The following is a 14,444-nucleotide window of genomic DNA, read 5'->3' on the forward strand; positions in this document are numbered from 1 at the left end:
GTACGGATTATATTTGTATGGTATAATATTCTTCTGGGGGTGACCTGATTTTGGCCAGAAGAAAAAAAAGGAAAAAAAAGGGCGCTGGTTTTAGTGGCGTTTTAAAATATGAAATTTACGGGATTGTGCTTATTACCCTTGCTGTCATAGCATTATCGGGTGAAGCCACCGTTGGACGTTCGCTTTCCAAGATGTTCGGACTGATGCTTGGTAAGTTTTATTTTGCGATTCCACTTGTTGGTATTTATTATGGTCTCATGGTGATGATTCACCGGAAATGGCCGAGTGGTTGGACCACACGCAAAACAGGACTTGTTTTGCTGGTCTTTGCCTTAACCTTGATGAGTACTGTCTCTGCAATGCACCAGAAGCTCATTCCGGTTGGTGCGCTTGAGCCTGGTGCTGTGATTACGCAGGTACATAATGATATGCAAACCGAGTTGCTAACCCCTGCTGCGCCAGGTGAGAGGGACTCCATGCTTAACAAGGACATCAGCGGTGGTTATCTCGGAGCTGGGCAATTTGCTCTTTTCTTGTGGCTGTTCGGCAGCCTTGGGGCGAGACTCATCATGATTGTCATGTTTATCATCAGTTTTATGCTGATTACGAGTCTATCTTATGTGGATTTGATTCGAATATTCCGAACCAAGATTTGGGATGCCGGGAGTTCGATGTACAAAAAGCTGGAGTCGAGACCGTCTGCACGTTCTGCTTCAGCATCTGATGGAAGGAAGAAAGGTAACGCTCGTAAAGTGGTGCCTGTTCCTGTTGAAGATGACGAAGACGAGTATGAGGATGAATTAGAGGAACAGCATCTGCCAAAACGAAACTCGCCCATATTCTTCCAACTTTTCGGAAAATGGGGAGCTAAACGGGAACAGGCGACATCAGGACGTGAAATGGATGAGGTCGATTCGGCAGAAACAGAACAGATTTTATACCGCGCCGAACAAGATCACAATCTAGAGGCGTGGCAGGATGCAACCGAAGACGTAGCGAACAAATCAGCTTCATCACGTGTTCCTGTTCAGGCTAAACCTAACTCAGCGCCGATCATTCGAGACTTTTTCGAGCACGTCAGAACAGAAGAGGCAAGCATTGAAGATGATCTGGACGATGCTTATCCTTTCCCGGATAATCTGGCCGATCCAAATGTAGTACAACAGGGCGAGCATGCCATTAAAATAACGGATGAACTGGTAGAGACGGAGTGGTCTGCATCCGATGCGGGTACAAACGGGATGAATGCTGTGGATGAGATTCAGAGTGGAGAAGAAGTACCTAATGATGCAATGCAGGGAACAGATACTCCAACTCCTGAAGGGCAGGACACACAACCGGTGAAACCACCACCGCCACCTCCTAAGCCGTACAAGCTACCATCATTCCGTCTCCTTGCCAAGCCAAACAATGGGGGCAAGGCGGGTGACCAGAAGGATTATATGCAGACAGCACGCAAGCTGGAAGCTACACTGGAGAGTTTCGGTGTTCGCGCCAAAGTGCTTGAAGTGGTCCGGGGCCCTGCCGTTACAAGGTATGAAATTCAGCCTGATATTGGTGTTAAGGTCAGCAGAATTGTCAGCCTAACTGATGATATCGCGTTGGCTCTGGCGGCAAAAGATATTCGGATGGAAGCACCGATTCCCGGAAAGTCTGCGATTGGTATTGAAGTACCTAATGGTGAAGTATCGGTTGTAACGATGCGGGAAGTAATGGAGACAGCAACGTTCCAGGATGCAGAATCCAAAGTGACCATTGCATTTGGCCGAGATATCTCGGGACAGACGATTATTGGTAACTTGGCTCGTATGCCCCATTTGTTGGTTGCGGGTGCTACAGGTTCTGGTAAGTCGGTGTGTATTAACGGAATTATTACCAGCATATTGTACAAAGCCAAGCCGGATGAAGTGAAGTTCCTGATGGTCGATCCCAAGATGGTTGAGTTGAACGTATATAACGGGATTCCCCATTTGCTGGCACCGGTAGTAACTGATCCTAAGAGAGCGTCACTTGCTCTCAAAAAGATCGTGGTTGAGATGGAGAAACGATATGAACTGTTCTCCAAATCAGGCACGCGTAACGTCGAGGGTTACAATAATCTGATGAAAGATAATCCTGCGGCTGTTCTGCCTTATATCGTTGTCATTGTGGATGAGCTTGCAGATCTCATGATGGTTGCTGCCGGAGATGTTGAAGATGCGATTGCTCGGCTTGCCCAGATGGCTCGTGCAGCCGGTATCCATCTGATTATTGCTACACAGCGGCCTTCTGTGGATGTTATTACTGGCGTAATCAAAGCCAACATACCTTCTCGTATCGCCTTCGGTGTATCCTCACAGGTGGATTCTCGAACCATTCTGGATATGGGGGGGGCTGAGAAACTGTTGGGTCGCGGAGACATGTTATTCATGCCAATGGGCGCATCAAAACCGGTTCGTGTACAAGGTGCTTTTATGAGTGATGAAGAAGTGGAAAATATTGTTAATTATGTACGTGGTCAAGGTGAAGCACAGTATGATGAGTCCCTTGTACCTGAGGTGGACGACTCTATCCAGGCTGAAGATGAAGTACAGGACGAGTTATACGAAAAGGCAGTACAGATTATTCTGGAGGCCAAGCAAGCGTCTGTTTCTCTGCTACAACGTCGAATGCGAGTAGGATACACCCGTGCTGCACGTTTGATTGACTCCATGGAATCCCGGGGCGTGATTGGTCCTTACGAGGGTAGCAAACCACGGGAAGTGTTGGTCTCGCTTGAAGAGTACCAACAAAACAAAATAAGCTCGTAGCTTGTAATGCACATGAATATTCAGGCGATTCGAGCCCTCAACCTTAATGGTTGGGGGCTTTTTTCATACAATTTGACTGAAGTTTTACCATGATGTCCAATGATCGGATGATTTGGTGCATAGGAAGCAAGCAGGCTTGTCATAATAACCTTAGCGATTCTGTTAATCCCACAAGAGAAAGGTAGAGCACAGTCGATGCGAAAAATGAACATATGGCTTTTCACTGCTATTTTGCTGATGTCCGCATTGGGAATCCGCTATTTGCTTCCTGAGAATGCAGCAACCGAAAGTTCGAATCAAAACACACCACAAGTTGAAGAGAAAGCCTTGCCTACTTTCAGCAGCAACGCTGTGAAATATGGAAGTTACGGTCAGGATGTGTATGAGCTTCAAGGCCGGCTCAAGTATTTGGGATTTTACAAAGGTAAAATCGATAGCAATTTTGGCAACAGCACGCTGAAATCCGTCAAATGGTTTCAATCCGAATTTGGTATGAAAGCCGATGGTGTCGTTGGAGCTGAAACCAAACTGAAATTGTATAATGCTTCAACCAAATGGTCGCCAACGGAAACGCCATTGCACAAGGAAAAAACTTCAGGTGGAAGTGATAGTAGTAACAATACGGCAGATAAAGAGCAAGATAATATGGGATCTGCCAATGCACTCGGTCTCTCGGAGAATGAACTCAAAATTATGGCTAACGCAGTATATGGTGAGGCCCGAGGGGAACCGTTTGAAGGTCAAGTCGCAGTAGCGGCAGTAATTATGAATCGCGTGAAATCACCAAGCTTTCCAAATACGCCTTCTGGCGTGATCTTTCAGCCAGGTGCATTTACGGCTGTAGCAGACGGACAGATCTATCTGGAACCGAACGCACAAGCCAAAAAGGCAGTTGAGCAGGCCCTGAATGGATGGGATCCGTCCGGTGGATGTCTCTATTATTTTAACCCGAAAACAGCAACATCCAAATGGATCTGGACCCGCCCACAAGTGAAAACAATCGGACAGCATATCTTTTGTATGTGATGATGTTGGAAGCAACCAGAAGGCGTGACTTCGGTTGCTTCTTGCCTTTTGAATGGGTTAAAATGGTTGTTACGTTTAGCTTAATACGATTGCATGATAAATGACGCCGTAAAGGGGTTTTGACATTTGAATACATCAGGATTCGAACGAGGTAGCAAGAGAGAGTTTCGTATACATGTGCTTCCGACTAAACGTTTTAAAACGTTTGCTATATCGTTATATGCAGGAGTTCCCTTACGAGAAGATACAGTAACCAAAGTAGCGCTGACACCTTTTGTTCTGCGACGCGGCACGGAGTCCTATCCGGAAACAACGCAATTTCGTGAGCAACTGGAGCATCTGTATGGAGCAGGTTTTGGTTTTGACGTCTATAAACGCGGGGATTACCAGATTGTACAGTTCCGAATGGATACCATTAATGATTCCTTTGTTGGAGGGGATGAGCAGTTGCTGGATCGTTCATTTGCCTTCCTAGGAGAGGTTCTTACACGACCTGCACAGGAGAATGGACATTTCAGGACGTCTTATGTACAAGCAGAGCGAGAGACTGTTCGGAAAAAGCTGGAGTCCATCGTGAATGATAAAATGCGCTATGCGGCTGAACGCAGTATCGAGGAAATGTGCAAGAACGAGCCATACCGTCTTCATCCATTGGGTGAGCGAAAGGATCTGCCTGGGATTGAGCCCGACACACTGACTGCGTCTTATCAGGAGTGGCTGCAGCAGGCGAGTATGGATCTGTACGTGGTAGGGGATACGACACTGGAGGAGGTCGAGAACCTTGTTCAGCGTCATTTCAATGTAGATCGAACGTCCTCCTCTGATTACCAGACACAGGCAGCGGTTCGAGGAAATAAGGAAGTGGAGACCGTTGTTGAGCGACTGAATGTGAGTCAGGGAAAACTCAATATGGGACTCCGTACATCTATCACTTATGGAGATCCTCAGTATGCCGCAGCACTAATGTACAACGGGATTCTCGGTGGTTATCCTCATTCCAAACTGTTTGTCAATGTTCGTGAAAAAGAAAGCCTGGCGTATTACGCGTCTTCGCGATATGACGGACATAAGGGCATTGCAACGATTCAATCCGGGATTGAAATCCCTAATTATGAGAAGGCTGTCACCATCATCAAGCAGCAGCTGGAAGAAATGAAAAGCGGTACAATCAGTGATCTGGAAATGTCTCAGACCAAAGCAATGATCCGTAACCTGCTCAAGGAAATGCAGGATTCTGCTTTTGAGATGATCGCTTATGACTTCAATCGACAGTTGTCTGGCAAAGAGAGAACGGCTGAAGAACTTTTGGCTCAGGTAGAACATATTAGCAAGGAAGATGTACGTGAGGCGGCAGAACAATTCCGTCTGGATACGATTTATTTCTTGCGGGATGAGAAGGAGGAATAATCGGTGGAGAGCATTCGGTATGAGCATTTGCAGGAGACACTATATTACGAAGTAATGGATAACGGACTGCATGTCTATATTTTGCCTAAACCGGGGTTCCAGAAAACGTATGCTACGTTTGCAACCAAGTATGGATCGGTGGATAATCATTTTCAGGTTGAGGGGCAGGAAGAAGTGAAGGTCCCGGATGGGATTGCTCATTTCCTGGAGCATAAAATGTTTGAAGAACCAACAGGCGATATTTTTGCAACATTTGCGTCTCACGGTGCCTCAGCTAATGCGTTTACGAGCTTTGATCAGACGGTTTATTTGTTTTCAGCGACTGAATATGTGAATGAAAATATACAAACATTAGTCCACTTTGTGCAAAATCCTTACTTCACGGATCAAAATGTGGAAAAGGAAAAAGGCATTATTGGACAGGAAATTGACATGTATGCTGATAATCCGGATTGGCGTGTTTATTTTGGATTGATCGAAGCCATGTATCAGAAACATCCGGTGCATATCGATATTGCAGGAACGGTGGAATCCATCCGTACGATTACCAAAGAGATGTTATATGAGTGTTATAACACCTTCTATCACCCGAGTAATATGCTCTTGTTTGTGGTGGGTGGTGTAGATCCACAAGAAGTCATTGATATGGTTCGATCGAACCAGGAGCAGAAGGACTATAAGCCACAGGGGAGCATTCAACGTTTCTTTGAACCTGAGCCTGAGCAGGTAGGAGAAGCCAGACGGGAAGCGAAACTGGCTGTTTCACTGCCCAAATGTCTGTTTGGATTCAAGGAGACGGACGTTGGACTCACGGGGGAACAATTGTTACGGCGAGATATGACAACGCAGCTGATGATGGATCTTTTGTTTGGCTCAAGCACACGATTATTTCAGAAGCTCTACGATGAAGATCTGATCTCGGACAGCTTTGGACATGAGTATAACAGTTCGCCGCAATATGCGTTTTCAGCCATTGGTGGTGATACAAAAGACCCGGATCAACTGCTCGCGCGTATACGTGAAGAAGTGGATGCCATTGTAGAAAAAGGGTTCGATTCCACGGATTTTGAACGTGCACGCAAAAAGAAAATAGGCGGATATTTGCGTATGCTCAATTCTCCGGAGAACATTGCGCATGAATTTACACGTCAGCAATTCCGTGGCGGTGATTTTTTCAATATGCTGCCGCTCTATGAATCGATTACACTGGAAGATGTAAATCTCAGACTGAGAGAGCATATTCGGTGGGATCATCTGGCTGTATCGCTAGTCGTGAGTCCTTGATATGGAGAGGGGAACGGGACAATTGAAGGCAATCGGGGAAATGACTGTACTGGTAACTGGCGCAAGCGGTGGCATCGGAGCGGCTATCGCAGAACGCTTTGCCAGAGTGGGAATGAATGTTGTTATACACTATATGAAATCGCATGAAGCAGCGAATGAAGCCGCCAGACGGTGCATGGAACAAGGCAGCGGAAAAATCATGACCGTGTCTGCGGATCTTCGCAGCCGGGAACAGATTGAGCGTATGCGTGAGAAGCTGGAGTCGCACAATCTCATGCCAGATATCCTTGTGAACAATGCAGGAATCTCGCACTATGGGATGTTGGCTGATGTTACAGAGGAGATCTGGGATGAAGTGATGGCGATTAACCTCAAAGGCACGTTTATGTGTACACAGGAAATGATGCCTCACATGATCTCCCAAAGGTACGGACGGATCATTAATGTATCGTCGATCTGGGGACTGTCTGGTGCTTCTTGTGAGGTGCTGTATTCCACAACCAAAGGTGGGGTGAATGCATTCACCAAAGCGCTTGCGAAAGAACTCGCACCTTCCGGAGTAACCGTAAATGCCGTTGCTCCTGGTGCCGTTCAGACATCCATGCTGAACCATCTGGATCAGAGTGAACTGAAGATGCTGGAAGAGGAAATTCCGGCAGGAAGACTTGCTCAACCTGATGAAATCTCATCATTGGTTTATTTTTTGGCTCTCCCTGAATCGGGTTATATCAATGGGCAGATCATCAGTCCAAATGGCGGTTGGTTAACGTAAAAAAAGCAAGAAAACTTGACTGGCTGTGAACGAACCAGGTGAAGGTTGCTGAGAAGCAGTCGTCTTCCGGATTATTTTCAAAATGCTCGTATATAAAATGCCTCGAAAGCACATATTACAACTGTTGATTTTAAATCTCATGCGTCATCTAAGGAGGATTTATCATGTCAACAGAAAAAACAGTGCTCTCCAGTTTTGACACATGGAAGAAGTTCCTGGGTGACCGCGTACTGCAAGCAGAGAAGATGGGGATGAGTGAAGAAACCATCAACAAACTTGCGTATGAAATCGGCGACTTCCTTGATGAGAAAGTCGATCCGGCGAACCATTCCAACCGGGCATTGAAAGAGTTATGGGATGTCGGCGATGCTGATGAGCGTCGTACGATTGCGTGCCTGATGGTCAAATTGGCCAAACAAAACGCATAAGATTACAGATGAAGAGCTCCCGCAAGGGGGCTTTTCTCTAATGATTACAAACGGATTACAGAGCTGTTCTTGTAATTCATTTTCATTTTATATATCATTAACGTGACCCATTTTTAGAAGATGTCTCAGATTGTTGTCCAGTGGATATGTTCTGTTGCTGTCGAATAATGGGGAATAATGCATTACGGGGTGTTGAAATGGAATCTAAACAATGGTACATGGAATATAAAATACATAAGAACAGACCCGGTTTGTTAGGCGATATTGCCTCTATGCTGGGGATGCTTGAAGTGAATATATTGACCATTAACGGTGTTGAAGGCAAAACTCGAGGCATGTTGCTTGAATCGGATGATGATGAAAAAATCCGTTTGCTTGGTGAAATGCTTGGCAAAGTAAACAGCATCACCGTATCGGCTTTGCGGCAACCTAAATTGGTGGATATTTTGGCCGTACGTCATGGCAGATACATTGACCGTGACTCGGATGATCGCAAGACATTTCGTTTCACACGAGATGAACTTGGGTTACTTGTGGACTTTTTGGGTGAAGTATTTAAGAGGGAAGGCAATCAGGTCATCGGTTTGCGCGGAATGCCTCGTGTTGGCAAAACGGAGTCTATTATTGCGGGCAGCGTATGTGCAATGAAGCGATGGACGTTTGTTTCCTCCACACTTCTTCGTCAGACGATAAGGAGTCAAATGTCCGAAGACGAATTGAACCCAAACAATGTCTTCATCATTGACGGAATTGTAAGTACGATTCGTTCCAGTGAGCGGCATTACAACCTGTTGCAGGATATTATGTCCATGCCTAGCACCAAAGTTATTGAACATCCGGATATTTTTGTACAGGAATCCGAATATGATTTTAATGATTTTGATATTATTATTGAATTGCGTAACATTCCCAATGAAGAGATTATTTATGATACGTTTACGGCTAGCTACACCGATGAATTGTAAGGAACCGTACGGAATCATGGAATAGATTAGCAACAACTCAAGAGATAAACATAAGGAGGAGATGGCATGTCTGAACTGGGTCAGCAGTTAAGGGAGGCCCGGCTGCAAAAAGGGATGAGTCTTGACGATGTACAGGAAATGACAAAAATTCGCAAGAGGTATCTGGAGGCCATAGAAGCAGGAGACTATAAAGTGCTGCCGGGTAGCTTCTATGTGCGTGCTTTCATCAAAACCTATGCGGAGACCGTGGGACTGAACCCTGATGAGCTGCTGGAGGGACACAAAAAAGACGTACCCGAAGAAGAGACGGAAGCAACGATGGAACCGGTTATTCAGAAGCGTTCCAGCCGTCCGGTTGAGCGTAGTAATCGGTGGATGTCTGTCGCGTTGATGTGGACATTCCCTGTTTTGATCGTAGTACTGTTGTATGTATACGTGGTGTATAACAATGGTGATGAATCAGATAATCCGGGTCTTGATCAGGTCAAAATTACAGACAGTCAACAACAGCCTGAGGATAAACCGGATCCACCTGCCGACAACGGACAGGCATCTAATCCGCCTGCGACAGACTCAGGTACTGACGGTACTGGTGAGGGCGACGCTGGCGGTAACGGTGGCGGTACAGACACTGAAGGACAGACGGACGGTCAAACTGATGGCCAAACGGACGGACAGACGGATGAAACTGAGGAAAAACCAACTGACAATTCACCGTCTAATGTGACTGTTGCAGAAGATGGGAAATCAGGGAATATTACGAACTTTAAAGTTAACGGTAGTGCAGGGCAACCTGTAACGGTTACGATCAAAGCAACAGGTCATAGCTGGCTGGAAGTGTATAAAGGCGAAAACTCCAGTGGAGAGAAGTTGGAGTATGGTAACACAGCCGAAGGTGACAGCTATACCTTTGAGTTGGATAGTGTAGGTATGTATATTAAGTCTGGTTACGCTGCAGCGACCACGATTGAGGTTGGCGGGCAGGTTGTAACGGATGGCAAGGCGACCAATCGGATCCGTTTGAAGCTTGGTGAAGATAGTAGTGACACTACTTCTTCCACAGGTGTTGAAAATGGATCAACGGACGGTACAGGGGGTACCACGGGTAGCGAATAACCGGGTCAACTGCAGGAGACAATAATCGTGTCTTAACTTGCAGTTAACTTTTGGTGAAGTGAGGTGGATGGCTGTGACAGTCAGCTGGATCGTAACAGGTTTAGGGATCATTGTCAGCCTCCTGGGTTATTACCTGACTCCAAGTGCTTGGGGTTACGGAATATTGGGTTTTGGACTTGCACATATACTTTTGGGTGTGCTCGATATGTTCAGACAGCCCAACCGCAGCCGCTATTAGGTTGGAAGCTAAACCAGCGAGCATTTTTGGCAGCCACTTGAAGTGGAAGCCAAAAATGCTTTTTTCTTTGTGTAAAACAGCTTGAAATTAGACTTTTGCTTAAGGTATCCTCTATAATGTTACAGAACATACGATTAACTGAAAGGGTGACTGGTTTGAGCTCAGAAAATTCATTTGATATCGTGTCCAAAATGGACTTGCAAGAACTGACAAATGCCGTTACACAAACCGAGAAAGAAATTGGCGCTCGTTATGACTTCAAGGGCAGCAAGAGCAGCCTGAAACTGGATAAGGATGCGTTAACGATCGTATCTGATGATGAGACCAAACTCAAGGCTGTCATTGAAGTGCTGCAATCCAAAATGGCGAAGCGTGGTCTACCATTGAAAAACATTGATTACGCAAAGGTAGAGCCAGCGTCTTCTGGTACAGTCCGCCAGCGTTTGAATTTTAAACAGGGGATTGATCAGGACATCGCCAAGAAAATCAATATCCTGATTCGGGACTCCAAGATGAAGGTGAAGAGTCAGATTCAGGGAGATCAACTTCGGGTAACTGGTAAGAGTAAAAATGATTTGCAAGCTGTCATGCAGCTGCTAAATGGTGCTAACCTGCCTCTGGATTTGCAATATACAAATTTCAAGTAATAAGGCCTTTTTGTAGCAAAAGTGTTTTTTGACACGGTATTGGGCGTATATTATACTAAGTGTGCATTGCTGGCAGTCAAGCATCAAGTCCAGTCCTCATCGTTTGCTGACTTTGTGAAAAGCAGTACATCTTCTGGAAGTCACCGGAACGTTTAAAGCGTTTTGCTTTTGAGCGGTTGACTTTATTTTTTGCGTTTCTACATAGTGGGATCATGTTAATATGGATTGACATTGAAACTGTACATTTCATGTTCCGGATGATGATAACGGGATTATGATGATTGTTTGGAGTAATGGAGGATATGAGGGAGGGCGTCTTGTGAATTTACCCAACCGGATTACGCTTGCACGAATTTGCTTAATCCCTTTTTTGATGGTGTTCCTGCTCGTGGATTTTCCATTTTATCCAGAGCCGTTGCAGCTTGGAAGCTTGTCGCTTCCGTATAATCAACTGATTGCTGCTGTTATTTTTATCATCGCCGCAAGCACAGATGGAATTGACGGATACCTTGCGCGGAAAAATAACATGGTTACCAATCTGGGGAAACTGCTCGATCCACTCGCAGACAAGTTGCTGGTTACTGCAGTTTTGATCTCGCTTGTGGAGATGGGCAAGCTGGATTCCTGGATTGCAGTTGTGATTATTAGTCGTGAATTCGCAGTTACCGGCTTGCGTCAAATTGCATTGCTGGATGGTTCGGTTGTTGCCGCTAGTGCTTGGGGCAAGCTGAAGACTGTAGTGCAGATTGTGGCGATTGTGCTGTTGCTGTTGAACAATTTCCCGTTTTCATACACGGGTATTCACGTCGATATTATCGCGGTATGGGCAGCAGCGCTTATTACTATCTGGTCGGGTATCGATTACTTTATCAAAAACAAAAATTTGCTTCATTTAACAAAAGCATAATGGTTTGTTCTTAAATGGGTAATCATGAAGGAAGCATTGGGTCAGGGGCAATAGGAAATTATCCTATTGCCCTTTGATCACTCACCACGTGTACAGGAGGATGCTCAATGAAGGCAGAAATCATTGCAGTTGGCACAGAGCTACTGCTTGGACAAATCGTCAATACCAATGCCAGATACCTATCCCGTGAATTGGCTGCGATGGGGATCGATGTATATTTCCAAACGGTGGTTGGGGATAACCTGAACCGACTTAGTGAAGCTATTCGCATTGCGCAGAGCCGTGCAGACGTTATTTTATTTTCCGGTGGCATCGGACCTACCCAAGATGATCTGACCAAGGATGCGCTCGCAGCTGTTCTTAACCGGAAACTGCATACAGATCGAATGGCAATGGACAAAATTGAGAGCTTTTTCAGAGATCGTAATGTGGATATGACAGAGAATAACAGACGTCAGGCGATCGTTATTGATGGCGGAACACCTCTGGCCAATGAAACGGGCCTTGCGGCAGGAAATGCGATTTCTGACAATGACAAATATTATGTTGTGATGCCTGGACCACCTAAAGAGTTGATTCCAATGTTTGAACAGGAAGTCAAACCTTGGCTGTTCCAGCATGTACTCACAGAAGAGATGCCGATCTATTCCCGAATGCTCAAATTCGCAGGTATTGGTGAATCTGCTCTGGAAGATCGACTTCTGGATCTGATTGACGCGCAGACAGACCCTACGATTGCTCCTTACGCGAGCGAAGGCGAAGTTACGGTACGTGTCTCCACAAAGGCTGCGAGTGAGGGAGAGGCGAAGCTGAAGCTGGATGCGATGGAGGTTCAGATTCGGGAACGTTTGACAGAACATCTCTACGCGAACGAGGATGTGCCTATAGAGTACACGATTGTAACCATGATGTCTGACATGGGGCTGACACTCAGCGCTGCTGAGAGCTGTACAGGAGGGCTTGTCATGCAAAGTCTGACCTCTGTACCCGGAAGTGCATCAATGCTCAAAGGTGGAATTGTTTGTTACTCCAATGAAATTAAAGAAAAGCTGCTGAATGTGCCTCATGATTATCTGGAGGGTGAAGATGCACCTGGGGCGGTAAGCCCTGAGGTTGCAAAAGTGCTTGCTGAGCAGATCCGCATGATTGGCGATGCTGATTTTGGCTTGGCTGTTACCGGTGTAGCTGGACCGGGATATTCGGAACGCAAACCACCCGGACTTGTCTTCATCGCTCTTGCTGAACGTGGAAAAGAGACGGAAATTCATGAGTTGCGTATTAATGGTAATCGCGAGACGGTTCGCATTCGTTCAGCCAAAGCTATTCTCTATCGCTTATGGCAAAAACTTGTGGCGATGGATTGATTAGTTAATAGCTTCGATTGCATTTACAGTTCCAAGCAAGTATAATTAAGGAAGACGGAAGAACCGTAGAATTAGGCTTTACAGCCTTGTTTACGGTTCTTTTTTCTGTTTAATGGAAAGTTTCCTTGAGGAAGAGGCGCCTCGGCCTTCACAAAAAAACGAATGTATGTTCGAAAAAAAGCTTGGCAAACGTGTTAAAACAAGGTATCATTATCTTATAAACAGTAAAGGGTGTGAGCTTATTGTCAGACCGTCGTGCCGCGCTTGATATGGCGCTCCGTCAAATAGAGAAGCAATTTGGTAAAGGATCCATCATGAAACTGGGTGAGTCCACTCATATGAATGTGGAAATTATTCCCAGTGGTTCCTTGGCTTTGGATATTGCATTAGGAACAGGCGGCTTGCCTAAAGGCCGTATTGTTGAAATATATGGACCCGAATCCTCTGGTAAAACAACCGTAGCATTGCATGCTATCGCTGAAGTACAAAGAGCGGGTGGACAAGCTGCATTTATCGATGCCGAGCATGCTCTTGACCCACAGTACGCAAGCAAACTTGGTGTTAATATTGATGAATTGCTTCTGTCTCAGCCAGATACGGGTGAGCAAGGGCTGGAAATTGCAGAAGCTCTTGTACGCAGTGGTGCAGTAGATATCGTCGTTATTGACTCTGTAGCCGCATTGGTTCCAAAAGCAGAGATTGAAGGCGAAATGGGCGATTCACACGTTGGTTTGCAAGCGCGTTTGATGTCTCAGGCGCTGCGTAAACTGTCTGGTGCAATCAGCAAATCCAAAACAATCGCAATCTTCATTAACCAGCTTCGTGAGAAAGTCGGCGTTATGTTTGGTAACCCGGAAACAACACCTGGTGGTCGTGCTCTGAAGTTTTATTCCACAGTACGTCTGGATGTGCGTCGTATTGAGAGTATCAAATCAGGCAATGACATGATTGGTAACCGTACTCGTATTAAAGTTGTGAAAAACAAAGTGGCACCTCCGTTTAAACAAGCGGAAGTGGATATCATGTATGGCGAGGGTATTTCGAGAGAAGGCAGTATCATTGACATTGGTACAGAGCTGGACATCGTTAATAAAAGTGGTGCTTGGTACTCCTACGAAGGCGAGCGTTTAGGACAAGGCCGTGAGAACGCAAAGCAGTTCATGAAAGAGCATAAAGATATTGCTGACATCATTGAACAAAAAATTCGTGTAGCCAGTAACTTGGTTACTGCAGTTCCTGCGCCAACTAGTGAAGAGCAACAAAAAGAAGCAGCAGAAGAACAAGAATTGTTTGAAATCAACGAGTAATCTCTCAAAACCTCTCTTGTAGGGAGGACCCTGAGGGTGTTCCCCACTGGACTCCGTAAACTTATCTGATTGAGCTTGGATCAATCTGGATAATGGATTGTAGTGGGAGTACTCGTGCTGTCTAACAGCCCCTGTCCCAATGGACAGGGGCTGTTAGCACGCTAACTGTGGAGTAAAGGCCGGGCAGAGTTCCC

The 14,444-nt window shown here is 45.7% G+C and carries 13 protein-coding genes; all 13 read left to right on the forward strand.

The window, feature by feature from the left end; translation table 11 throughout:
- Positions 1-50: 50 nt before the first annotated feature.
- The 13 genes from MKY95_RS12415 (at position 51) to recA (ending at position 14,250) form a co-directional block, all read left to right on the forward strand.
- Entirely contained in the window at positions 51-2,789 is a 2,739-nt protein-coding gene (locus MKY95_RS12415; protein WP_339198956.1) for a DNA translocase FtsK, read from the forward strand.
- Between the two features lie 195 nt (positions 2,790-2,984).
- Positions 2,985-3,815, forward strand: a complete 831-nt coding sequence (gene sleB, locus MKY95_RS12420; protein WP_076326812.1) for a spore cortex-lytic enzyme — start codon at positions 2,985-2,987, stop codon at positions 3,813-3,815.
- 126 nt (positions 3,816-3,941) lie between these two features.
- The gene (locus MKY95_RS12425) at positions 3,942-5,222 is read left to right on the forward strand and encodes a pitrilysin family protein (RefSeq protein WP_076326811.1); all 1,281 of its coding nucleotides are present in this window, start codon (positions 3,942-3,944) and stop codon (positions 5,220-5,222) included.
- 3 nt (positions 5,223-5,225) lie between these two features.
- Positions 5,226-6,506 (forward strand): pitrilysin family protein, encoded by a 1,281-nt coding sequence (locus MKY95_RS12430; RefSeq protein WP_076326810.1) that lies wholly within the window; start codon positions 5,226-5,228, stop codon positions 6,504-6,506.
- A gap of 1 nt (position 6,507) precedes the next feature.
- Positions 6,508-7,278 (forward strand): 3-oxoacyl-ACP reductase FabG, encoded by a 771-nt coding sequence (fabG, locus tag MKY95_RS12435; protein WP_076326809.1) that lies wholly within the window; start codon positions 6,508-6,510, stop codon positions 7,276-7,278.
- A 164-nt stretch (positions 7,279-7,442) separates the two neighbouring features.
- On the forward strand, positions 7,443-7,706 hold the full coding sequence (locus tag MKY95_RS12440; RefSeq protein WP_017689119.1) for a DUF3243 domain-containing protein: 264 nt from the start codon (positions 7,443-7,445) through the stop codon (positions 7,704-7,706).
- Between the two features lie 197 nt (positions 7,707-7,903).
- Positions 7,904-8,671: a DUF3388 domain-containing protein gene (locus MKY95_RS12445; RefSeq protein ID WP_036609270.1), complete on the forward strand. Its 768-nt coding sequence runs from the start codon at positions 7,904-7,906 to the stop codon at positions 8,669-8,671.
- Between the two features lie 66 nt (positions 8,672-8,737).
- Positions 8,738-9,787 carry a RodZ domain-containing protein gene (locus tag MKY95_RS12450; protein WP_076326808.1) on the forward strand — a complete coding sequence of 350 codons (1,050 nt, stop codon included), beginning with the start codon at positions 8,738-8,740 and terminating at the stop codon, positions 9,785-9,787.
- Positions 9,788-9,854: 67 nt separating this feature from the next.
- Positions 9,855-10,025, forward strand: a complete 171-nt coding sequence (locus MKY95_RS12455; RefSeq protein ID WP_192273551.1) for a hypothetical protein — start codon at positions 9,855-9,857, stop codon at positions 10,023-10,025.
- Positions 10,026-10,180: 155 nt separating this feature from the next.
- Positions 10,181-10,672 carry a YajQ family cyclic di-GMP-binding protein gene (locus MKY95_RS12460; protein WP_036609266.1) on the forward strand — a complete coding sequence of 164 codons (492 nt, stop codon included), beginning with the start codon at positions 10,181-10,183 and terminating at the stop codon, positions 10,670-10,672.
- Positions 10,673-10,991: 319 nt separating this feature from the next.
- Complete coding sequence (gene pgsA / locus MKY95_RS12465) at positions 10,992-11,579, forward strand: CDP-diacylglycerol--glycerol-3-phosphate 3-phosphatidyltransferase (protein WP_017689114.1); 588 nt, start codon at positions 10,992-10,994, stop codon at positions 11,577-11,579.
- Positions 11,580-11,686: 107 nt separating this feature from the next.
- Positions 11,687-12,943: a competence/damage-inducible protein A gene (locus tag MKY95_RS12470; protein WP_036670416.1), complete on the forward strand. Its 1,257-nt coding sequence runs from the start codon at positions 11,687-11,689 to the stop codon at positions 12,941-12,943.
- A gap of 242 nt (positions 12,944-13,185) precedes the next feature.
- Positions 13,186-14,250, forward strand: a complete 1,065-nt coding sequence (gene recA / locus MKY95_RS12475) for a recombinase RecA (RefSeq protein WP_036609261.1) — start codon at positions 13,186-13,188, stop codon at positions 14,248-14,250.
- The last annotated feature ends 194 nt before the right edge of the window (positions 14,251-14,444 follow it).

This window comes from Paenibacillus sp. FSL P4-0176 (genome assembly GCF_037975265.1).
In the GTDB taxonomy this organism is placed as follows: Bacteria; Bacillota; Bacilli; order Paenibacillales; family Paenibacillaceae; genus Paenibacillus; species Paenibacillus amylolyticus.

Excerpts from the sequence above, each read along its gene's own strand:
- fabG (WP_076326809.1), top strand. The coding sequence starts at position 6,508 with ATGGAGAGGGGAACGGGACAATTGAAGGCAATCGGGGAAATGACTGTA.
- MKY95_RS12455 (WP_192273551.1), top strand. The coding sequence starts at position 9,855 with ATGGCTGTGACAGTCAGCTGGATCGTAACAGGTTTAGGGATCATTGTC.
- MKY95_RS12445 (WP_036609270.1), top strand. The coding sequence starts at position 7,904 with ATGGAATCTAAACAATGGTACATGGAATATAAAATACATAAGAACAGA.
- MKY95_RS12450 (WP_076326808.1), top strand. The coding sequence starts at position 8,738 with ATGTCTGAACTGGGTCAGCAGTTAAGGGAGGCCCGGCTGCAAAAAGGG.
- MKY95_RS12440 (WP_017689119.1), top strand. The coding sequence starts at position 7,443 with ATGTCAACAGAAAAAACAGTGCTCTCCAGTTTTGACACATGGAAGAAG.
- sleB (WP_076326812.1), top strand. The coding sequence starts at position 2,985 with ATGCGAAAAATGAACATATGGCTTTTCACTGCTATTTTGCTGATGTCC.
- MKY95_RS12470 (WP_036670416.1), top strand. The coding sequence starts at position 11,687 with ATGAAGGCAGAAATCATTGCAGTTGGCACAGAGCTACTGCTTGGACAA.